Here is a 21,730-nt window from a genome sequence, read left to right as displayed (position 1 = left end):
CTCTTGCTTTTACAAGAGGGTCTCACTTTACATTATTTTATTTCGGTATAAAGATAAATAAAAAACTGTCATTTGAATAAAGAAAACACTAAATACAATGTATAAGGGATATCCTGGAATATACATATTAAAAATAGGAGAAAGCACTAAAAATCCAATTGCGATGATTAACACATACCATACTGAAACAAATGCTGTACGACAAGCTCTTTCAGTAATTAACTTTTCACGTTCGTCTTCTAGGGGAAACAATAGTGGATACATCAGATATGAAAGGGCGTTATATTTCTTCCGCTGTATTTTATAAAAAATTGTTATTACAATACCTATAACTAATAAGAATAAGACTGGTGTAATATTTAATGATACTTCAAAGGCTACTTTCTTAGCTTCAATAATATTGGCAAGTTCTATAATGCTGTAATAAAGTTCTATGAATACCCAACATGCTAATGCCATAATAAGTACATTAATCACATAAGAAATCATCAATCTATTCATCCTCTTCTTCCTCCTTATTTAATACAAACACTTCTTCCATCTTCAAATCAAACACATCACAAATTGACAATGCTAGTAATAATGAAGGGACGTAATCCCCTTTTTCAATTGCTGCGATCGTTTGCCTCGTCACTCCAACTTTTTCAGCTAATACACTTTGTGTGAAATTAAAACGAGCTCTAATTTCCTTTACTTTGTTAAAAATAGTCAAGTTCACCACCTCTTACCCTCAATGTATACCATAATTAACAAAATGTAAAGTTAACTTAACATTCATTCCGCTAAAAATCCAATTTTATAAAAAGCGGTACTACCACATATTCATTAATTTAAAAATTGTATAGTGGTCCTAAAACAAAACGCTGATTCCGTGCTCTAAGACTAAATTATTTGATATAGCAGTAAACTTCAAATACTCCCCACCTTCCAATAGAATCAATTAATAACGTGGAAAAATCAAGTGAACTCTTGCAGTTCGAGTCGTTTAGGTACCTGAAGCTCACAAGAAAAAGAAGGAACCATATTTAAGTCTTAGGAAAGACTTAAACATTAGAAAAACTGTCATTAAAAATTCAAGTAAACTCTCTAAAAAGTTTTACAATTAAAGCACAGAGACTTTAAAATAGGAGGCACCAATTTATGAATCGAATTGAACGTGAAGAGAAAACAATTAGCATTATGATTGATATGTATTGTAAAAACGAACATAAACAAAATACTGTATGTGAAGAATGTCAAAAATTAAAAGATTATGCTTATTTTCGTTTATCAAAATGTCCATTTCAAGAAAAGAAACCAGCATGTCAAAATTGCAAAATTCATTGTTATAAACCAGATATGAAAGGTTTAGTTAAGGAAGTTATGAAAAAAAGCGGACCGAGAATGATCTTAAAACATCCATATCTCACGCTCATGCATGCTGTTGACACAATGAAGAATCCTCCTAGCTTACCAAATAGAAAAAAGTATAAAAAGAAAAAACGGTTTGTCTAACAAATTAGTTTTTTCTTTTTAGTCCTTTTCGACTAAAGAATTCTATATAAGTTTTAAACAATCTTCTTTTTCAAAATGCATTCATTTTATGTACCAGAGAACAAGGATTTGTAGACTATATTTAATCAAATCTTTTTTCAAAGCTACAAAGTCTAATAGAGCTTATCTATCACTATATCAAAGTAACATTTGCATTCTTTATTTTGACCATTTAATCTAATTAGATTAATATATTGATATAAATATTTTAAATTTTTATAGGAGGTCATATCTTGGCAAAAAAGAAACGTTCTTCAAAAACACAAAATGTTCAAAGCTGTAACCAAGGAAATTCAAACACTTCTTCTGTATCAACTGAAAATACTAACTCAAAAGAAAGCAATATGATTCTTACCACATTTAATCAAGCTGCTATTATAGTGCTAGTATTTACAGCTTTAGCCTACGCTTATGCTGCTTTATTTAAATATGGATACCATAGTTATTATGATTTAATCGATTATTCTTTATTAAAAATAGATACAAGTGATTTAACTCGATATTTTTTGGAAATATTTCCTTGGTTAGCAACTACTTTAGCTATTTATATTTTTGCAAGATATGTTTTCCTTATACCAGAATTACTGTTAAAGCGGAAAGGAGTTAAAAGTAAAATAATTCTATCATTGATGATTTTATTCTTTATCAGTCCTCTAATAGGGTGGGTCTTTATAATAGATATATATAGTAACTGGTACATATCAATCTGGTGTATTATTTATGTATTTACATTGGCATATTATTATCTTCCTCCCATTGTACAAAAATATATACAGGTGATTTTATCACCATTTAAACCATTTAAAACAATTGCAATTATAGTTTTTATTTTGGTGTTAGGGTTCATTTCTTTTAGATTAGGTGCAGAATCTGCTGAAAGACAAAGGAGATATTTAATCTTCAATCAAAACAATCAAGACCAAATTGTAATTAGCAGTAGTGGTAATTACTTAATAACCGCTCCTTTCAATAAGGATAAAGGAACAATAGAACCAACATTCTATGTTATGCCTATAAAAAATCAAATAATCTTAAAAACAAAAAAACTATCTAAAGCTCTAAAAGTTGCCTCAGTATATGAGAAATATTAATACGTCAAAAACACCTTAATGCAAATAAGGTGTTTTTCATATATTTCTTACTACAAATATGAACGATATTATGCTTTTTGCAGTTTTAAATTTAATCAAGTCTATTGTAATTACACAGATTAAAATATCTATTCGATTTCAAAAATAGTATAGGGAATGTATACAAAAAGATCACTTGTCTTGGAAACAAGTGATCTTTTTCATTAGATAAATTGCTACTTGCCAACAGCAGGTAGTTGTTATCCTATTCATATGTTCAATAGATATTATAACACATATTCTATTTATGTAGTCGGACTTGTTTCTAATGAAATGAAACAAAAAATATTTCAAAAGGTACCATTAATTATTTAGTAATTTAAAAATGCATTTTGTTACGTGAGAGGATTAGAAAAAAGACAACATGTATATTTGATTGTGGGCTATGCATTAAGTTAATCGTAGTTCTTTATGAATAAAAATAAATATTCTGGCAATGATGTAGACACATGGTTATCTTTCTCCGATTTCCTTATATGAGCAGTTAGCTTTTGCTAGCTGCTCTTTATTTGTACAAGATACTTAATTAACTGACTCACATATTAATATCCTGAGTTCCTGTCTTTATAAAATAGTCGTTATAAAATTTGTCCCGTCACGAGAGCGCTTTACTAAGTGCTTTTTTATGTTCCAACTTAATACAAAATGAATTTTTTGTGATGTTTCTCTACAATCCAATACACTTTTTCCTATCTACTATAGTTAGTGAAAAAATTTAAACCTCACTAACCATACTTGAAAGTGTTATAATTTAAATATTTTAAATATTTAAATTGCGGAGGGTTAGAAAATGAAAATTTCAATAGTTTGTTTCGATAATTTCACTGATATAGATGTTTTTTTACCATGGGATTTATTAAATCGTGTACGTCTAGTTGGTGGTGTTTCTGATTGGGAGGTCCAACTATTAGGAACAGAAAAAACTCATGTATCTATGTCTGGTTTACGTATACCCATGACAGGAAGCATATCCGATATCCCTTCTGCTGACGCTGTAATATTTGCAAGTGGTAAGGATGTACAAAATTTATATAAAAATCAACAATATCTTAATAACATTCATGTAGATCCTCAAAAACAATTAATAGGCTCTATGTGTTCTGGTTCACTACTACTAGGAGCTAAGAAATTATTAACTGGCAAAAAAGCAACTACATATCCATCCGTAGTAAAACAACTTAAAGAATTTGATGTAGACGTTATTGAACAAAGTTTCGTAAACGAAGGCAATATTTCGACTGCTGCAGGTTGCTTTGCTGCACAAAATCTCTCAGCTTGGATTATAAGAACCCTAATTAATGAAGAAATGGTTGATACTGTGCTTGAAACTGTTCAGCCCGTGGGCAAAGGTTTATATTTTTAATTTCAAATCATTTCATTACCCATTTGGACGAATTTACCAGGTTTTCTACCAAAAGATTCATGATATGGTTAATTAGTCGAGTACGTCATTACTTGACATTTACCCTTAGAAGCCCCGTTGATAAACGGGGCTTCTTTTATTCATGTAAAGATTTTAGTTTACTTTTGCTAGCTACCTTTCTCTTGTATAAACGCACCCTTTTTACATACAATATTAAAATCCAAATTAGTTCCTTTTAGGACGGTACCAATATGAACAAGATATTTAAATACATTTTAATCTTCTTTTGTGCAGTGTTTTATATTGCAATAACACCACATCACCATCGAGCAAAAAGAATGTATTCCTAAAAAGTAAAAAACGCCATCCTTTCTTATGATTTCTCAGAAAGAATAACGCTTTTTTTTAGGGGTTATTTTGTCTTGTCAAAAAGAGCTTATCTATCATTTTAGAAAGTTTTGGGACTTTGAGTATATTGCTTTATAGAAAAAAGGTTTGGGCTTTACAGGACTAGAAGAAGCAACTTTTAATTATAACATGCATAAATCTGATGAGAATTTAAAATTTCAAGAATGTTGGGTACATCGTGAATTTGTGGATGGAGAGGAATTAAGAACAGTTCAAATCACATATGAAGATAGTAAGATCAATAGAGCTGTTCGTTTATGGGGTTCTAAGAGAGAGAGATGGAAAAGTTCTTGCAATGACAATGGACTTTTTAAATATAAAAACCAAAGAACTTGAATGTGAAATTGATCTAATGAAAGATAAAAAATTTGAAGGTAGGAACCATAGAAATAGAGCCCTTTTTAATTAAGACTCTATTTCTATGGTTTCATTATAAACTTTTATATCCCACTACGTTTAAATAAACCAGATCGAAGCAAGCAAGAGTTAAAACGCTGGGTGTAGTTTATATCCCACACAGTTCAGATAAAACAATCTATCGATTTGCCAATATAGCATACGAACGCTACTTTATATCCCACTACGTTTAGATAAAACTTTGTAATTGCTAAATCTATTGAATGGGCAATTTTCTACTTTATATCCCATACAGTTCAGATAAAACCACAAGGGAAAAGATATTATGATCAATGATAATTTTATATCCCGTATAGTCCAGATAAAAAGCTACCTTGCTTACAAAGGTGGGTTAGCGCGTGGAGTCTTTATATCTCACATAGTTCAGATAAAACCTCTAAATCTGTTGATGTGAATGATAAAGCCTTTGCCTTTAAATCCCGCACCGTTCACATAAAACCACTTTATCCAGCTTGTGAGACATCAAAGAATAGCCTTTAAATCCCACATGGTTTAGATAAAAATGAATCGTCTTTTTTCTTTAAAGTTCTGTTATGATGTTTTATATCCCATACGGTTCAGATAAAACAGGACACTATGACCATGTACATGTAGGCTGGAAAGAGTTTACATCATACATAGTTCAGATAAAACGATATGAATGGAGCGTATGCGTTTTATATTTTTCACAATTTTAAATCCCACATGGTTCAGATAATACTTGGCATTTATATGGGTAATAACATAATGTTTAATGCCTTTAAATCCCACTAAGTTTTAATAAAACCTGTGCCGGTGCTGAAAATATACCAAAATCAGCAAACTTTAAATCTCGCATAGTTCAGATAAAACTCAACTTGAACAATGGCTTTACACCTTATATTGTATCCTTTATATCCCACATAGTGTAGATAAAACCTTCTCTATATACGGATGATACACATTATGTTAGCAATATTTTAACATATGTAGCAACTAACATTTTGCAGCGAATCATCGATCATGTTTTATAAAAACGAGGTTCACTGAAAATTACGGAAGTACAATTCCTATTCCCGTTATCTTTTCTTTATCAAAGTCATACTTACAATTTAAAGTGTGTATGTATTGAAGTCCGGGAATATCAATTTCCTTTATTTCAATTCCATATCGTTGAACCTGTTTTCTAGAAATAGAGGTTGTAAGCTTTTCGATTTGCATTCGTAATACTTTTCGCTGTTTTGAATCTTTTTCCTGTTTAAATGTAGTAAATAGCTCACGATTCTCTACATATATGGACCAGGGAATAACTTGATAATTATCAATATCACGCAGCAACCTTTGTGCTTCTGTATTTCCCATATCGTTTAGGGGAAGTGTATCCAGCACCTTTAAAGCTTGATAGAATTCATCTAAGTATTTTTTACTTAGATTTTCTGTTTTATATAATGTTTCGACGAGCTCCATTTTTGTTTTCTCACGTAGTTTTTGTCCGTTAAAAGACTCTAATAGTTTTAAACTGTTATGAACAATATCCTCATCGTAAACGAAACCGATCCCTTGTGCTTCTGTATAAACAAAGACATTTGGTTCTATACCTTCATAGGATCTTCCACGATAACAACGACCTAAACGCTGAAATAAGCTATCTAATGTAGAGATTTCAGTAAATAACAAATCAAAATCAATATCTAATGAAGCTTCTACAAGCTGTGTGGCAATCCAAATTCCACTTTGTTCTTCTCGGTTTTTATCATTTGGTGCGAAGTTCTTAATTTCCTCTTCTAATACGACGCGATCCTTTTGAATAAATTGTGTGTGTAACAGCCTTATATTTTCATTATTAAACAACGCATATATGCGTTTTGCCTCTTTTACGGTATTAGCAATAATCAATACACGTTTATTTCGTCCAGCTTCACGAATATGTTCTAAATCTTCGTCAATGATTGTTTTGCGTACAGATATGCGGTGACGAATTAAGTCATTATAGAATTCCTTTTTTACAAAATCACTTACCTTGATTTTGCCTCGTTTCTCCATTGTTTCCATAAAAACAGTAGGAAGTGTAGCGGTCATAATCATAAACTTCCCGCCTATCTGGTATATCATTTCCAATGCTTTGAGTAAAACAGCTAAGATTTTCGGAGAATAACCTTGTATTTCATCTAAAACTATCTTAGAGTACGCCATTGTGGCCAAGTATTTCTCATATCCTCGAAATAAAAATGGAAACTTCAAAATTTGATCAATTGTGCTAAATGTTAATTTTTTACTCAATAAACGAGACTGTTCATAGATAAGCTCATTGGTTTTGTGATCATTGTTTAATGTTTGTAGAAAATCCACACTACCACTGTGTAGCAACCCAGCAATTGCTTGCCCCTCTTCATCTACATATCTCATTCCATTTGTTACACGCTCATACAAGGCATTTAAACTTACACGGATAGGGAGTGTAATAAAACCTTTAGCTTCATCAATCCAAAATAAAGAAGCTTCTGTTTTTCCCATACCAGTTTGTGCGACAGCCACAATATTCTTGTTTCGATTCTCGTAAGAAAAGAGTTGTAGATTGAGTGGTTTATGGCCATTCTTTTTTAGGAATTTATCGACATAAGTCCCAATTCCATTGTCCGCATGATATTCCACAAGTTCTCCTGCAGAAGCCGCATGATCTACACGATTTAAAAGTCCCTTTACAAGCACAAGAAGAGGATATTCTTTATCTTTTTTCTTAATTGGCTTCCAACCTATAGTTGTAGTATCAAGATCTTTATTAATAGAACAGCACAATTCTTGCTCCAAACGGTCTATTTTCCCTTTTAAATCTGGTAAAACTGTATTTAGTATTTGAGCATCAAACATTACGTTTCGTACATGATGATGTGCAATTGCCTCTTTCACAACCCGTTCTGTACTTTTGGAATAATGTAATTCTAAAAATGGAACACAAAGCAAGGAAATAAAAGCATGAGGAACATTAGGATACTTTTTTTCTATTTCTTGCTTTGTTAAAGGAGATAATCCCATATTAAGTTTAATAATTTGTTGGAATCCCTCATAAATCTTTCCCGCATCATGGTATTGGGCAGCTACATGTGCAAGTTGCCAAATCTCTTCTGAAAACAGGGATTCATACGAGTGTTTTAGTAGAGATAAATTTTCTAATACCCGTCCTGTGTGTTCTTGTAGTGTTTCAAATTCTCCTGTTTGCTGGTCCCACTTTGCATAAATGTAATCCTCCATGTTTCCCTCCTTAAAAAAATCCATGCCTACTTATAAGGCATGGAAAAATACAAAATAACCATCTTCATCTTCCAAATACTTTGGTGAATTTAATCCTTCTCCTTTACGGAATAACTGCGTTTGAACCGTCTCCCAAGTACGAATTCCTTGTTTCACTTGATATACCGTATTTAAACGATAGGAAACCCCTTTATAATTCATATAATCAAGGCGATCAACAATGCAATGACGTGGTATATAAAAATCATTTTTGAGTTTGATAATTTCTTTTGTATGCCTTTCGTTCAACGTTACCAATTTCACGTTTTCAATGACTGCTAAATCTTCACGTCGGCCAAGGCTTGGTGCTTCATTGATATTTTCTAATGCTATTTGTAATTGTTCCATTACATCTTGTGCGGCACGTACATGGAAAATAAGGGAGATTTCTTTTAGCATATGAACATGCATGGGCATTGTTGTAACTTCTTTTGACTTGTAAAAATGGTGTGTTTGCAAATCAAACAGCTTTCCCTCATGAGTACCTTGGATGCTAATTTCCATTGGAATTAATTCATTTGCACCTAATACATAATGTAAGAACCCCTTTACCGTACTGTATGGTGGGAGAGGATAAGTTTCCTTTGCTTTTTGTGCCATTGGTTTCTTATAACAAGCGGTTTGTTGGTACAACTTTACTTGTAATGCTGCACTAGCCGACATAATAATTCTCCACTTGTTGCAATAGATAATCGAGCATACCTTGAATTGTATGGGTTGAGTCGCTTGAAACAAGGTTTCGTAGCTCCTCTTCATTCGCGAAAACACCAGATAACAGACCAACATGCGTTTGTTCTTGTACAGTATGACTTATACTGCGGCGCTCTAAAATTTCTTGTAGCATAATAGAGTCTAAACGGTATTCACGTTTTGCCGAAACTAATTGTGTACGACCTAAGAAATAGGGTTGATTAATAGCATATAGACCACCAATTACAAACAAAGGGGATAAATCCTCTTGTCGCCCTCGGATATTACGATTTAAGGAAAATACAATTTCTAAGAATTCTTTGATTCGTCTTGCCTTTTCTTCAGGTGGTAATTCAATTTCTCCATCTACACCAATTTTATCTAAATCAATAGTAATGGTATAAGAATACAAACTCGTATGCCTCTCAGATGTTGCAATATTTGGGTTTTCTTTGATACGTGAAGCATGTCCTAAATTTGTTAAAAATTCTAAGTCTCCTCGGTATGGTTCAAGAGAAACAGCATGAGACAAACGAACGCTAGCTGGACGTTTGTTCCCCATATCACCTTTTACAGTTTTCATGTAACCGAATAAATCCATTTCTTCTGATTCCTGAATAGTAGCACTAGGAGAATATTGAACTACGCTTTTGTTTTTTCCTTCCCCTTCCCCTTTGTCACGGCCAACTGTATCTAAGTTCCAAGCATAACGTTCAGCGCCTAAACGAACCATATCGTATCGAATAGCTTGTCGTGAAGCAAATGTATGAATATCTCCATTTCCACGATTAAACTTCTTTAATTCTGAGACGTTACCGATCCCTTCTCCATAATTTAATGAATCTCCTTGAAACACGATTGTTAATGTTAATCCAGTCATTAGTTTGTTTCCTCCCCTTCTTTTTTATAGGGTTTGTCATTTAATCCGGATAGTAAAGCACTTGCAATACCTTCAAATTCACTACTATGTTCCCTTGTAGCATCCACATACATAGAAGTGTTCTTTTCCACTAATAAAAAGGTGCGGAATAATGTTTCAAAGAATTGTTGACGGTTATTGGTAGTTAAGGCATTTAACAGACGGTAAGTAATGCCTGGAATCTTATTCTCCATTCTACGTTCAGTAAGCCTTCTACGTACTTCGCGTCCATCCATTAGCGCATAATGGATTCTCTTTTGCATAGATTCATATTGCGCTTCTCGTGTTTCGTTAGACATGCCATAACACTCCTTTATCCTATTTAAATGAAACATAGCCAAAGTGGCCGCATACGTATCATAACTGGAATAATTGTTATCTACGTTTTTCCTCAATTGAATAGTGATATCACGAAAAAAATGCTCTCCATTTAATAATTTACGTAGGATTACGTTCCGAAACTGTGGATATTTAATATGATCGATCTCTCTTCCTCCACGCTCTTGAAGGTATTGAATGGCATGTTCTGATAAAAAATTCTGTGTAAGGGTCGTCTTTTTTCCACTATTTTGGAATTCAACAATTAGCATATTTTTAGAGATCCACTTTGCTTTATCTTTAGCTTCTTTTAATGTGTCGTATAAAAACACTTCAAAAGGATTGTTTTGCTTTTTATTGGTAACAAATAAATCATTTACTTCTGCTAGCGCATCGAAATCTTCGTCTGTTTGAATGAATGAATAGGTTTCCCCATCTTTGTAAAGTCCAAAAACAGAACAAAACATAATCAACCGGTACAGATTGGATATAGGAAACGTTTTTTGATTATTCCACGTGTAATTCGTTGCATTTGCTAAACTGACTGCATTTGGGAGAAATACCGCTTCAGTGTAATCTGTAAGAGCAAATTGTCCCTCAATAACAGGACAATACAGTAATTCATCCTTCTTCAGTTTCGTGATTGTTTGTTTCCCTAACTTTTTAATATCTTCATCATTAGATTGTTGTATCATTTTGTTTAAGTCTTCTATTTCTTCGTTAGGGCTGTTAGAAGACTGAAGAACAGCAAGAACCTCTTGTTCTAGTAAAATAGGTTGAACAAAGTCTTTTGCAAGAAATTCTTCATGTTCTGAGCGATTCAGGGTACTGCGTGATCTTTGTAAAAAACTTGTTTGACCATGTAATTCTCCTAGACGAAACCGAATCATATTTAATGTTAGTACTTCATTTACTTGTTCTTGCTTTAACAACTTCAGATAACCTTTTGTGATTGTCTTTAATTCTTCAATGGTTGATACATCTTTTTTTCTGTTGAACAGTTCTTTTAGGGTTCCACCTTCAATTGGCAAACGTTTACTTAACTTATTTTCTGTACCTTTAATATCAGCAAAGATAAAGTCTTTAAAGCGTTTGAAATTGGATGTAGCGTATGTCAAATAAGTATTAATCTTATTTTCTTTTTCATTAGTAACAGAAAACATATCAAAAGCATAATTGAAAAACCATTCGGGAAAGTCTTGAAGTAATTTTGGATCAAAGTCTATATATGTCTCTTCGACTTCAAATAAATCTGTTTTAGCATGCTCTAAAATACGATAAAACCCCAAAATACCAGTGTTCGTAGCCCAATCTTCTAAATATAATCGAATCATTGGTACTCCACGGACAAGCAGCCGTACCCTTGTGATTTTTTGAAGGATGTACCAATTTGACGAAGGATTTCTAAGTCCTTTTGATCTCCTTTTAACAAGAATGTACCTTTATAAGCTTCAAAGTGCTGGTGATTAGGGGTATTATCAAATTTTTCTTTTACAACTTGTTTTGTTAAATTCATAGGTATAAATTGCAAAGGTCTTTTCAAGCCTTCTCCATGATAATTAAGTAAAGTCATATTACAAATATAATTGAAACTCTCTTCATAACCTTCTTCTGTTGGAGCAAGAGGTTTCCCAGCTCGGTCTTTAATAAAAATAGGAGAAAGGGTGCGGAATACTACCGTATCGCTTTTCACTTTAACTTCCGGTAGTATAGATATGTTCTTTTTCTGTAGTTTGTATCCTTTGTACTGAAATTCTTTAATTTCGTTTAAACCATCTACTAAGTAAGAAATGAATTCAGGATCAGGTGAACTAATAATCCAGTCCAATCCGTTCTGAAGGAGGAATTCATCATTTTCTAAAATATAGTCTTTAAGATAAACAGAAAACGTAAAATTCTTGCTTTTTTTATTCGGTTTATTCTCAAAGATATATAGGTTCTCTGCATATACTGCGTTTGATGTTTTTAGAGCTTCTTTGATAAAGCTCACAAACATAAAACGATACGAGAGAGGAATTACTTTGCAAGTAAAGTTTACTTTAAACCTCATCATTTCCCTCCTTAATCTTCCATATAGAATTATTATAATGTATATAAAAATCAGAATTCAATAAATGTATAGAAAAGATAAAAACTATGCAGTACTTCCGTAATTTTGCAGTGAACCTCGTTTTTATAAAATATGTAGAAAACCTTACTATGACAAGGTCTTTCAGCATGTTTGAAGGGAATTCAAAAACATGATCGATGATTCGCTGCAAAATATGGATTGATACCCATGGTAACATGTTGCTATCATAAGGTGTATCACCTGTATATAGATGGGGTTTTATTTGACTATATGGGATATAAAAGTGTCATTTAGAGGTTTACCGTCAACCCTATGAGGGTTTTATCTGAACAATGTGGGATATAAAGTATTGTTGCGGTGATATAACTTATGTTGACAAGGGATTTTATCAGAACTACATGGGATATAAAATTGACACTGACCGTAAATAGATTAGAAATTGTGATATGTTTTATCAGAACTATATGGGATATAAAAATGGATGTTATGTATTTTACACAAGGTGATGGCGGTATTTTATCTGAACAATGTGGGAGATAATGTGTTCAACAAATATTTCTAGCATTTTGTTTTCAGTGTTTTATATTGACTATGTGGGATATAAAAGGCGGAGATGCAAATTGTAAAGGTGAGATTGAATTTTTTTACCTGAACAATGTGGGATATAAAATACAATATTCTAGCTGCAATAGCACGAATTTTTGGTTTTATCTGAACAATGTGGGAGATACTGAAACAAGAGTAATACAAAAGGAACTTGTAGCAATCACTACAAGTTCCTTTTAAGATAATGTTAATAAGACAAATTAGTATTTTACTTTTTCTTCATACAGTTTAGCAAGTTTATAAAATCAAGAACGTTTGATGCTATACTTTTTCATGGCTTCTACTGCTGTAATCATTAATATCATCCGGTTTATTTAAACACAGTGGGATATAAACCGCGTTATACGTTTTTTATCAGATAGCTGTTCTTGTGTGTTTTATTTCAACAATGTGGGATATAAATGTTTCATGTGCTACAATGAAACCTATCCGCGGTCTTGTTTTATCTGCACTTTATGGGATATAAAGCAACTTATTATTAAATCGGTTATATGAGCATTTAGAGTTTTATCTGAACGATATGGGATATAAAGATTTGAGTTGTTGCACCGAACATACCTTGCGCTAAATTTTATCTAAACTAAGTGGGATGTAAAAATCGGAGCATATTTTGGACCGATTGTTTCAGGAGTAGCTTTATCTGAACAATGTGGGATGTAAAGTTCATGTCATAAACTTTAGCTTTCAACATAAAAAAGTTTTATCAGGACTATATGGGATGTAAAGTACCATAGCACAGTAAAGGTCTTTGTCGCGTGCATTGTTTTATCTAAACTATGCGGGATATAAAGGAGCAATATGAAAGTGATGGTTTAATCAATTTAATAGTTTTATTTAAACTATATGGGATATAAACAAATCAGCGAAGGCCAAAGTAATATCAAACGCATTGTTTTATCTGAACGATATGGGATATATAGTACGTATGGGCTGGAAGGGCACCACCAAATTTTGATGTTTTATCAAAACTAAGTGGGATATAAATTCGGGTAGCTTGTATATGTGACTATGGATTAACTTGTTTTTATCAAAACTATATGGGGTATAAAGCAATAAGAGCAAAAACTACAAAAAGAGTATAACAAAAGGAACTTGTAATGATTACTACAAGTTCCTTTTTTAGATAATGTTAAAAAAGGTGAAACAAACTATCTCATAATTTGAATCGGAGCAAACACTATAACCACGGGTAATTTTATTATACACCAAATATTAATATATACACTTTTAATGTTTGGAAATTATGTTAATTGAGAAGGTAAGATATTACAATGGGCTGTAAGTTCCTAAAAATACTAATTACTCATTTTATACAAAACACTTTAAATCAATATCTATAGCATAATAAATTAATAAAAATGTTTGCATAGGTAAATAGAGTAGAATGTAGGGTTCTTACAGAAAAACGTATAATAATATTCAAGATTAATTAACTATAAGAAAATGAATTTTACGTTATAACTAATTATAATTCCTGAATATATGTAAATGGGGTATTCTTATTTTTTTATTTATGTGATGAAGAATTTTGGCGTAGGAGAATTATACAAACGTTTGTTTTAAATATTTTAGTTATGAATCAATGTATGAGGCATGGATGAGTTACAGTATTCAATTGTCTGCTTAGTTAATTTCTCATTTATTATATAAATTTTATATAGCAAAGAAAAAAACATCCTCTATGGATGCTATTAAGTCTTTTCTATAATATAAACCAATGTCTTTTTTGATGGTGCTACCCCAAAATATAAATGTTATTATAGTTGGAGATCTAGTATTAATGATTAAAACTGAAATAATTATTTTGATGGAGTTGATGTATTGTTCTATAAAGTTTTAAACATGTTTAGTGTTATAGATTTTAAGAAAGAAGAATTTGAATTAATACAAAAAAATATAGAAAAATCTAGAGGATACGTATCTTATGTTGATGTTCAAAAAGGGACAAGAAAGAACAATCCTAGATATGAAAAATATTTAGCAATCAAACAAAATCTTTATAGTCACTATGCGCCGCGAAGACCTATAGAACAAAAGAGTGGCTTTAAACATATGTACATATCTCTAGATTCTAAGGATTCTGATAAAGAAAAGTTAGAAAAAATAAAAGATAAATATGGAATACTTAACGATTACATAATTGAATATGAAATACTCAACGGCGAAATTGAAGGAGAATATATTGCAAAGCATATATATAAGCCTCTTGAATATGTAGCACACGAAAAGTTAATTAGTATGGATGATAATTTGATGAGACTCGATAAGGCAAATTTAAGAGATGAATTTATAATGAACAACTATAAGCGTTTTTTACTGCTTCCTTTTTTAATAAAGGATGGGGATAATTATACGGAGGCCTATGTGATTGCAAACATATATAAAGAAGGAGTTATTACGCTACAAGTTACTTTATCTTTTGAACACGACAAAGTAATAGCAGTATCAGATAATTCACCTAGACAGCAAATAATATCGGAGGTACATTTTTACAAGTCAAAACAGAGTTACAATACCCATGATTATTGGGAAAAAGATATTCAAAAGAATATAACGATTGATCAAATTATGCGTCATTGCATCCGACAATTATGTGAATTATGTAAAACCGAATTTAAAGAAAATGATTATGAACGGAAAATCACCTGGATATTTGGTGATTATGAGATGAATAAAAGAGCAAATCATCAAGAATTTATAGAAAAGAATAAAAAGCTATATGTGAGTCATCTTGAAAATGGTGGTAAACAATTTATTGATATGATGCATTCAGATGATATTGATAAAGTATTACAAGAATCCAAAGTTTTTAATCGTAGAGAGTTAGTATATATGTGTAATTCTACATTTTCAATAATTAGTAATGGCTCTAGGATTTATCGTACACAAATAGAAAAATACCTTAAGCAAGAGGAAAATCATTTAAAAAAGATGAGAGTTTATGATGACCGAATATTACAAATTTACAAAGACCTTACTTTAAAACAAATGTTTGATTTTATAAGGTTTTACGAATTAAGCCTTATCAAGAAGCATTTTGTTAGCCAATTGCTTAGCAGTATGTCCGAGAAAAGTGTTAAGACTACCAGAGATTATAATTTATTAAGAAGAGATTTTAATTTCTTAAAATTAGATTATAACGAGGAAATTTTGTTTAAAGATGAAGGAACAGCAAAAGTTCTGTATAGCGATATATTAGATAAAACTAATACCTCTTCATTACTTACTAAAGCCGAAGAACTATTTAAAAACATACGAGAAGATGTTCTAAATCACAAAGAGATGGAAGTTAAGTCAAACGAGACAATAATTCTCATTATTTCATCCATAATAGCAGTAGTTTTGGGTTATAATGGGATAAAATTAATTGTAAATGACATATTAATGAATCTACCATTTATAGGGGCATTTGTCTCGCTTCATCCTTTACGTTATACATTAGGGATATGGGGCTTTTTAGTATTTATCATGATTTATTTAAATATAAAGCGATGGTTTAAGAATCAACAATGATATCTTCTTATTTATCAAACATCCTGTATTGATATACAGGATGTTTTCTTGTTCAGTAATAGGGACGCATTTTCTCAAGAGAATATATTAGAATATTAGGGGTACGAAAACTATTCTAGGTATAAGAGAGCCCTCTTGTTTCTTATTCCTCTAATCGTTTTAGTAACCAATTTTCAACAAATAAAAAAGAATCAAACTTAAATTAGATTCGGAATGTATCAAGTACATTATCTTTTTCTTCTTTATTAATTCCAATGTATCTTAGTGTAATTTGTGGTGTACTATGATTCAATATTTCTTGTAACATAGCAATATCTTTTGTTTGCTTGTAAAACCAATATCCAAATGTTTTACGCATGGTATGAGTACCTAAAGATTCTACCCCGGCAAAATCTCCGGCTTTTTGTAATTGTCGATAGGCTTGAATTTTACTAATGGGTTTATCCCCTTTTCTAGAAGGAAATAGCCAGGTACTTTTTAGATTTTCAGCATATGGAAGTACTTCCTCAAAAATGGATGTAATATTTATGATACGCTCCTTGTTTGTCTTTCCTTCTTTCACTTTAAATTCTTTCCGTTTTTTTCGCTTTAGTTTTAAAATTCCACTCGTTTCCATTTTAAGTAAATCACTTACGCGTAACCCCGTATTAATACCAATTAGAAATAAAATGTAATCACGATCTGAACAATGACGTTTAAGAGACCATTTCATGTCTTCGAGCTGTTCTTTGCTTCGAATTGGTTGTACATCAATTAAATGTTGCTTTTTATCCATCTGTTTTTCAATCCCTTTATTTTCAATGATTTGAATGTATACTTTTTTGTCTGTTTTTATAATATCAATGAAATAAGACGGAAGTCAATGTTTGAGGGGAAATGAAAGTAAACTTTTGGCTAAAAGTTTACATTGGAGTTTTGAATCATTTATAACTAATTTTGTAATAAATTTCTCAATATAGATATACTTGTTAAGTATGGTTCTAATATTCAAAATTAACAAAAAATAAATTATAATAAAAATATGATGGTTATCCTTTTGTTTACTCCTTGTGCTGAAGATAAGATCGTGTTCGCCGATCTTATCTTTTTTTATTTGTGATTTTTGATAGGCGTATCACCAACATTTTAACGAAAATATACGCTAAGCAAAATTCAACATGAAAAAACGTTGATTTTACTACTCTAAGAGAATCATCTGATCTCAAAAACGTATGTATTTGACAAGTGCGTTCCAATGTAAAAGGTGCTGAAAAGAGCCTAAATAGTGTCTCAAAACTCATCCTTAAATCAAAAACTCAATTCAAATCGTGTTATTGAGTTTTGAGAATCCCTTAGCGTATAAAAAAGTTAAAATGTGCGTGCTACCCCTTAATAAAAAGTTAGAGGTTGCGATTTCGCAGCCTCTTTCGTAATTTTTGGAGAATGCTGGTTTTTGGATAAGGAACAAAAAACCGACACCTAATATTTACTAACAACTAAGGGAGGAAATATAAATGATGAACCAAGGGGTAGCACTACAAACGAAAGAAGAAATCAGTGTGGAGGACAAGTTACATATCATCTTAGAAAAAGCGGAGAACGGTGATCCACAAGCGATTGAAACGTTAGCAGCAATCAATCGAACGTTATTAGAAGAGGAATTTATTTTTTAAGAGCTTCGGCTCTTTTTTTATTTTAAAAATAAAAAGGAGTAAATAAATTAATTATCTACTCACTTTAATAAATATTATAATCTTGTGAGTACATCATCACAGTTTTTATCAAGTAACTCATAAGGATCACGTGGGTATTCTTCAGCGTGCCATTGTCGACATTTATCTTCTGCACGAAACTTAAATATTTCTCTGAAACCTCTTTTAGCAACGTATGGTTCTCCTAATTTATAAGGTATTTCGGTGCCAATTGCACAACAATAATGTTTTTCAATACTAATGTGTGGCAGTTCTATTTTAGGCCAAAATGATGGATTTTCTTTTTGAGCCTTTCCATGTATATCAACAATCATATCACGCAGTTTATCAACATAATCTAAAATCTCATTCATTGTATTTTCAGGTACTATATAATTTCCATCATCATCAATTTTTACTCCATGCTCTAATTCTTTCAATGTACACCCTCCTTTTTGCACTCATCAATAATATGTGTGATTTTTTTAATAAATATTTAAATGATTAATTGTTAATTTTTAACACAAATAATTCTTGATACTTAAATTATGAAGTATGTAAGTCTTCGATTCCTGCGACTAGTTGTCGTTTTTCTAAGCACGCCACTGGTTATCTTATACATCTCCTAAATAACCATATTTATTTGAGAAATCATCATCTTCTAAAACGTTCTTTTTAATTCTTCATCTTCTTATGAGAAAAGACCAAAATCAGTCATATTAGGACCAGTATACTCATCACTTTCTAACCAGTTTTGAAAGCGTGTTTTTAATAAAAAAATATGAAGAACATATTATAAAAAGCATAAGCATATTAATTTTTTAAGATTTTTGTTATAATCTTTTTAGTACTACAGTAATATTTGTTTGTCCATAATAAAAAGAGAGATGTTGGCGCATCTCCCTTGGTAACTGATATCGTAAATCGATCGGTTGCTAAATATTATTTTCGTTTAGAAGACTTCCCACGCTTCGCAGGCTGACGGGAAGTTTTCTTTTTTTTATTTTTAGAAGTAAGTTTCTTAAATACGAAAATTACTACTTCTTTAGCAATAGTTTTTAAAACTTCTAAAGCAATCAATATAGCGATCTCCATGCAAACACCCCCTTCCCCTCTTTAAATAATCGAGAAAGGATAACAATCCGATCGCCTAACGTTATCAGTTGATTTCATCATAACATAAAAAAGAATTAATTTTATAATCCTTATTATCAAAATTAAACCTAATTACATTTTTATAGAAAATAAATTTATAATTAACCCTTGCTATTACGGTCTTAGTTATATTTTGGTGCCCATTATTGTTCTTGCTAGCTATCAAGTTACAAGGACGCGGTCCACGTGCGAAAAACATTTCTAACTTCTCATTTTTTGTTTTAGAATAAAATTTCACATGTCATAATGAAAGTACTTTTAAAAGCTTTTCAGTAAACTGTTTAAGAAATTTTATACCGCATATTTTATGCCATTTTTTCGTAATAAAATATAGTGAATTCTCGTGACTAAAAAGTGCTCAATTTTATGACGCATTTTTTTTACAACAAAATTTGTATTTTTTATCGATTTTGTTATACTTAAAGTATCACATTGACGAATTAACGTATGACTTTGGTAATACCGAAGAATAAGTTTGTTCATAATAAAAAAGAAGAGATGCGCTAACACCTCTTCTGGTAACAAATATCTTAGGATAATTGGTTGCTATATATTATTTTCCTTGAGAATCGTCTTTTTGCTGGCCGGCATTTGGGACGGTTCTTTTATTTGAATCATTGTCATTTTTATCTAATAATTTATATGCAAGTCCAATGAAATATACTCTTAAGCCTTCCTGCATTGGATCATGCAACAAACTCAATGAGTAATCAAACAAGTCATTTATCTCCATGTGTATCCCTCCTCTCCCTCTAAAAATATCAGAGAAAGGATAGCCACTCAATTGTCCTTCGATATTGGTTAATTTCATCATAACATGAAAAATGATAAATTTAATAATCCTAATTAATAAAATTTCTTACGCTAATTCTTACAAAGTTATTAACTTTCCAAATTTAAAAAGGTTTTCATTTTCTATTACCGAAAGTATAGTGCGGTAGAGCGAAATTTATTTTTTGTAGGTTAGAAGTATGTCTAAAATTAAAAAGCCTGTTATGACTTCTTTACAAACAACAGTTGAAAAAATGGTGAAGGATTTAAATTTTCCTGTTGCTTTAATATAAGGGGTACCGCCAGCATTTCGGAAAAAAAACACGCTAAGCAAATTTGAAGATGATAACATATTAGAATTACTCGCATATAACAAACGTAATATATTTATTGATATGTATAATCTTTTCTTAGATTTTAAGAAAATGGATCCACAGAAATTCTACCAATATTTAAAGGAATTAACCGAAGAATATCATGCCTATTTTAAAAATATAGCAAGCGAATAACAAATCCCTAAAGTTTCAGTACCTGAAGGCACATTTAACAATATTGTTTTCTATTCTTATGTTCATAAAATTAATGAACATAACGAAAAACTACAACAGATATACAATCAAATAGAAGATGTTTGTGATGAAGTGTTTTTATATCTAGCTATTCTTTAATCTTTCTTAAAAAACGTATTAGATGACACTGAGCATATTTATTGGTTCGACAAAATAATGCCAATGTTCAAATATGCACCGATCTTAAGTTTTGATCGCGGGCGTAACCAACAAGGTTTATTTATATATCAAACCTATTTAAACTATATAGCTGGAATTATTAAAACTCCTATGTTACCTCGACAAAGGATCTGGTCAGATAAAATCATTATCATTAACAATAAAGAAAAAATTCTTGAAGAGCTTGATTTTATGGGGATTAATGAAAAATTCATCTATGGAGATTATGATCATATTGCTTCTTACATAAGAAACAAACGTCGATAAAATATAGATTTTGTTCACTTCTACGATACATTTATGAAACATTCATATGTTACGTTATAAAAGTCCTTTTTTTGAATCATTTTCATTCTGTTAAGAAGTCCTAGCCCCTCTAGGACTTTTTACGTTTAAATAAAGAGGTATACCAAATTTCTCAATGACTAACATTACTTAACGTGGTAAAGTAATATTTGGATTGGCGTCCAATACATATTATTAAAATTAAGATGGTTCAAGTCGGAGGAAGGCACCTTAGGGTGTCTTTTCTTTATTTACAAAAGGACCTGCTCAATTCATCCTTAAAAACATAAGGTAAAGTAAACCCATTAAACGCATGGAATGAACCCTAGTTTTACCCTCTGATCTAAAGGAGGAACTATTGTTATGGGATATGGTGGTACTTGCGGTGAAGGCTGCGGTTTTGCTGGAGGATTTGCGTTATTAGTTGTATTATTTATTCTATTAATCATTATCGGATGCAGCTGTTTCTGCTAAAAACTATGGGAAAAGACACTCTTATTTGGGTGTCTTTTCTTTATAAAATTTACATTAAATTAATTAAACTTTATAAAGAGATGTAGTAAAATATAAATTGGGTGGAACCCAGATATATTTGTGCTGTAAGAAAAGTCTTATGTAGATTGAGTAGAGGAAGGCACCTTAGGGTGTCTTTTCTTTTGTCCATTATATCCATTACGTACGCATTGATTTTTTATGTGCATTTGATATAATTACTGTATTAGTATTACAGTAATACAGTATGTATATAATAAAAGAAGAGATGCGCTAACATCTCTTCAAGTAACTGCTACCGCAAGGTGAGTGGTTGCGACTAAATACTACTTTTTAGATTTAGAAGACTTCCCACGCTTGCGAGGCTGACGGGTGGTCTTCTTCTTTTTATTTTTAGAAGTAATTTTCTTAACCA

General features: G+C 31.3%; 18 protein-coding genes and 2 pseudogenes. 8 read left to right on the top strand and 12 right to left on the bottom strand.

Annotation, left to right across the window (positions count from 1 at the left end; genetic code table 11):
* Positions 1-27: 27 nt before the first annotated feature.
* Positions 28-501: a DUF2178 domain-containing protein gene (locus tag ACTFRY_RS24860; RefSeq protein ID WP_065229953.1), complete on the bottom strand. Its 474-nt coding sequence runs from the start codon at positions 499-501 to the stop codon at positions 28-30.
* Positions 494-712: a helix-turn-helix transcriptional regulator gene (locus ACTFRY_RS24855; RefSeq protein ID WP_000151822.1), complete on the bottom strand. Its 219-nt coding sequence runs from the start codon at positions 710-712 to the stop codon at positions 494-496. The genes ACTFRY_RS24860 and ACTFRY_RS24855 overlap by 8 nt, the downstream gene beginning before the upstream one ends.
* A 428-nt stretch (positions 713-1,140) precedes the next feature.
* Between ACTFRY_RS24855 and ACTFRY_RS24850 the strand changes: the two genes are divergently transcribed.
* The 4 genes and pseudogenes from ACTFRY_RS24850 (at position 1,141) to ACTFRY_RS24835 (ending at position 4,843) form a co-directional block, all read left to right on the top strand.
* Positions 1,141-1,494, top strand: a complete 354-nt coding sequence (locus ACTFRY_RS24850; RefSeq protein WP_025966372.1) for a nitrous oxide-stimulated promoter family protein — start codon at positions 1,141-1,143, stop codon at positions 1,492-1,494.
* A 272-nt stretch (positions 1,495-1,766) separates the two neighbouring features.
* Complete coding sequence (locus ACTFRY_RS24845) at positions 1,767-2,624, top strand: hypothetical protein (protein ID WP_086423972.1); 858 nt, start codon at positions 1,767-1,769, stop codon at positions 2,622-2,624.
* Between the two features lie 829 nt (positions 2,625-3,453).
* On the top strand, positions 3,454-4,026 hold the full coding sequence (locus ACTFRY_RS24840; protein WP_086423973.1) for a DJ-1/PfpI family protein: 573 nt from the start codon (positions 3,454-3,456) through the stop codon (positions 4,024-4,026).
* A gap of 417 nt (positions 4,027-4,443) precedes the next feature.
* Positions 4,444-4,843: pseudogene (locus ACTFRY_RS24835) on the top strand (hypothetical protein).
* A gap of 1,019 nt (positions 4,844-5,862) precedes the next feature.
* On the opposite strand, the gene ACTFRY_RS24830 reads toward ACTFRY_RS24835, so the two are convergent.
* From ACTFRY_RS24830 to cas6, 5 genes are read right to left on the bottom strand one after another with little or no spacing between them, the layout of a single operon-like run.
* Positions 5,863-8,058: a CRISPR-associated helicase/endonuclease Cas3 gene (locus ACTFRY_RS24830; protein ID WP_098617346.1), complete on the bottom strand. Its 2,196-nt coding sequence runs from the start codon at positions 8,056-8,058 to the stop codon at positions 5,863-5,865.
* A gap of 30 nt (positions 8,059-8,088) precedes the next feature.
* Positions 8,089-8,760 carry a type I-B CRISPR-associated protein Cas5b gene (cas5b, locus tag ACTFRY_RS24825; RefSeq protein ID WP_098617347.1) on the bottom strand — a complete coding sequence of 224 codons (672 nt, stop codon included), beginning with the start codon at positions 8,758-8,760 and terminating at the stop codon, positions 8,089-8,091.
* Positions 8,750-9,667 (bottom strand): type I-B CRISPR-associated protein Cas7/Cst2/DevR, encoded by a 918-nt coding sequence (gene cas7i, locus ACTFRY_RS24820; protein WP_098617348.1) that lies wholly within the window; start codon positions 9,665-9,667, stop codon positions 8,750-8,752. The genes cas5b and cas7i overlap by 11 nt, the downstream gene beginning before the upstream one ends.
* Positions 9,667-11,358: a type I-B CRISPR-associated protein Cas8b1/Cst1 gene (gene cas8a1 / locus ACTFRY_RS24815; RefSeq protein ID WP_098617349.1), complete on the bottom strand. Its 1,692-nt coding sequence runs from the start codon at positions 11,356-11,358 to the stop codon at positions 9,667-9,669. Before cas8a1 ends, cas7i begins: the two co-directional genes overlap by 1 nt.
* Positions 11,355-12,074: a CRISPR-associated endoribonuclease Cas6 gene (cas6, locus tag ACTFRY_RS24810; RefSeq protein WP_098617350.1), complete on the bottom strand. Its 720-nt coding sequence runs from the start codon at positions 12,072-12,074 to the stop codon at positions 11,355-11,357. The genes cas8a1 and cas6 overlap by 4 nt, the downstream gene beginning before the upstream one ends.
* Positions 12,075-14,522: 2,448 nt before the next feature.
* Between cas6 and ACTFRY_RS24805 the strand changes: the two genes are divergently transcribed.
* Positions 14,523-16,214, top strand: a complete 1,692-nt coding sequence (locus tag ACTFRY_RS24805; protein WP_137075133.1) for a hypothetical protein — start codon at positions 14,523-14,525, stop codon at positions 16,212-16,214.
* A gap of 202 nt (positions 16,215-16,416) precedes the next feature.
* On the opposite strand, the gene ACTFRY_RS24800 is transcribed toward ACTFRY_RS24805, so the two are convergent.
* Positions 16,417-16,989, bottom strand: coding sequence for a tyrosine-type recombinase/integrase (locus ACTFRY_RS24800; protein ID WP_098617352.1), 573 nt, complete (start codon positions 16,987-16,989; stop codon positions 16,417-16,419).
* A 718-nt stretch (positions 16,990-17,707) separates the two neighbouring features.
* Here ACTFRY_RS24800 and ACTFRY_RS24795 point away from each other — a divergent pair.
* On the top strand, positions 17,708-17,866 hold the full coding sequence (locus ACTFRY_RS24795; protein WP_170964328.1) for a hypothetical protein: 159 nt from the start codon (positions 17,708-17,710) through the stop codon (positions 17,864-17,866).
* A gap of 74 nt (positions 17,867-17,940) precedes the next feature.
* On the opposite strand, the gene ACTFRY_RS24790 is transcribed toward ACTFRY_RS24795, so the two are convergent.
* The 4 genes and pseudogenes from ACTFRY_RS24790 to ACTFRY_RS24775 form a co-directional block, all read right to left on the bottom strand.
* On the bottom strand, positions 17,941-18,324 hold the full coding sequence (locus tag ACTFRY_RS24790; protein WP_098617359.1) for a hypothetical protein: 384 nt from the start codon (positions 18,322-18,324) through the stop codon (positions 17,941-17,943).
* 177 nt (positions 18,325-18,501) lie between these two features.
* Positions 18,502-18,644 (bottom strand): annotated as a pseudogene (locus tag ACTFRY_RS24785) (thymidylate synthase); the annotation flags it as partial.
* 182 nt (positions 18,645-18,826) lie between these two features.
* A complete protein-coding gene (locus tag ACTFRY_RS24780; RefSeq protein WP_098617360.1) occupies positions 18,827-18,979 on the bottom strand; it encodes a hypothetical protein in 153 nt (50 codons plus the stop codon).
* A 613-nt stretch (positions 18,980-19,592) separates the two neighbouring features.
* Positions 19,593-19,772, bottom strand: coding sequence for a hypothetical protein (locus ACTFRY_RS24775; RefSeq protein ID WP_098284747.1), 180 nt, complete (start codon positions 19,770-19,772; stop codon positions 19,593-19,595).
* A gap of 763 nt (positions 19,773-20,535) precedes the next feature.
* Between ACTFRY_RS24775 and ACTFRY_RS24770 the strand changes: the two genes are divergently transcribed.
* Positions 20,536-20,805, top strand: coding sequence for a hypothetical protein (locus tag ACTFRY_RS24770; RefSeq protein WP_241675154.1), 270 nt, complete (start codon positions 20,536-20,538; stop codon positions 20,803-20,805).
* Between the two features lie 381 nt (positions 20,806-21,186).
* Positions 21,187-21,297, top strand: a complete 111-nt coding sequence (locus tag ACTFRY_RS24765; protein ID WP_002109682.1) for a YjcZ family sporulation protein — start codon at positions 21,187-21,189, stop codon at positions 21,295-21,297.
* Positions 21,298-21,730: the final 433 nt, after the last annotated feature.

This window comes from Bacillus cereus group sp. MYBK195-1 (assembly GCF_051916605.1).
Taxonomy (GTDB): domain Bacteria; phylum Bacillota; class Bacilli; order Bacillales; family Bacillaceae_G; genus Bacillus_A; species Bacillus_A cereus.
This window is presented reverse-complemented; position numbering and strand designations above follow the sequence as displayed.

Bases quoted from the DNA above. Each gene is read 5' to 3' on its own strand.
- ACTFRY_RS24860 (WP_065229953.1), bottom strand. From the start codon at position 501: ATGAATAGATTGATGATTTCTTATGTGATTAATGTACTTATTATGGCA.
- ACTFRY_RS24850 (WP_025966372.1), top strand. From the start codon at position 1,141: ATGAATCGAATTGAACGTGAAGAGAAAACAATTAGCATTATGATTGAT.
- ACTFRY_RS24840 (WP_086423973.1), top strand. From the start codon at position 3,454: ATGAAAATTTCAATAGTTTGTTTCGATAATTTCACTGATATAGATGTT.
- ACTFRY_RS24830 (WP_098617346.1), bottom strand. From the start codon at position 8,058: ATGGAGGATTACATTTATGCAAAGTGGGACCAGCAAACAGGAGAATTT.
- cas5b (WP_098617347.1), bottom strand. From the start codon at position 8,760: ATGTCGGCTAGTGCAGCATTACAAGTAAAGTTGTACCAACAAACCGCT.
- cas7i (WP_098617348.1), bottom strand. From the start codon at position 9,667: ATGACTGGATTAACATTAACAATCGTGTTTCAAGGAGATTCATTAAAT.
- cas8a1 (WP_098617349.1), bottom strand. From the start codon at position 11,358: ATGATTCGATTATATTTAGAAGATTGGGCTACGAACACTGGTATTTTG.
- cas6 (WP_098617350.1), bottom strand. From the start codon at position 12,074: ATGAGGTTTAAAGTAAACTTTACTTGCAAAGTAATTCCTCTCTCGTAT.
- ACTFRY_RS24800 (WP_098617352.1), bottom strand. From the start codon at position 16,989: ATGGATAAAAAGCAACATTTAATTGATGTACAACCAATTCGAAGCAAA.
- ACTFRY_RS24795 (WP_170964328.1), top strand. From the start codon at position 17,708: ATGATGAACCAAGGGGTAGCACTACAAACGAAAGAAGAAATCAGTGTG.
- ACTFRY_RS24780 (WP_098617360.1), bottom strand. From the start codon at position 18,979: ATGGAGATCGCTATATTGATTGCTTTAGAAGTTTTAAAAACTATTGCT.
- ACTFRY_RS24775 (WP_098284747.1), bottom strand. From the start codon at position 19,772: ATGGAGATAAATGACTTGTTTGATTACTCATTGAGTTTGTTGCATGAT.
- ACTFRY_RS24770 (WP_241675154.1), top strand. From the start codon at position 20,536: ATGCCAATGTTCAAATATGCACCGATCTTAAGTTTTGATCGCGGGCGT.
- ACTFRY_RS24765 (WP_002109682.1), top strand. From the start codon at position 21,187: ATGGGATATGGTGGTACTTGCGGTGAAGGCTGCGGTTTTGCTGGAGGA.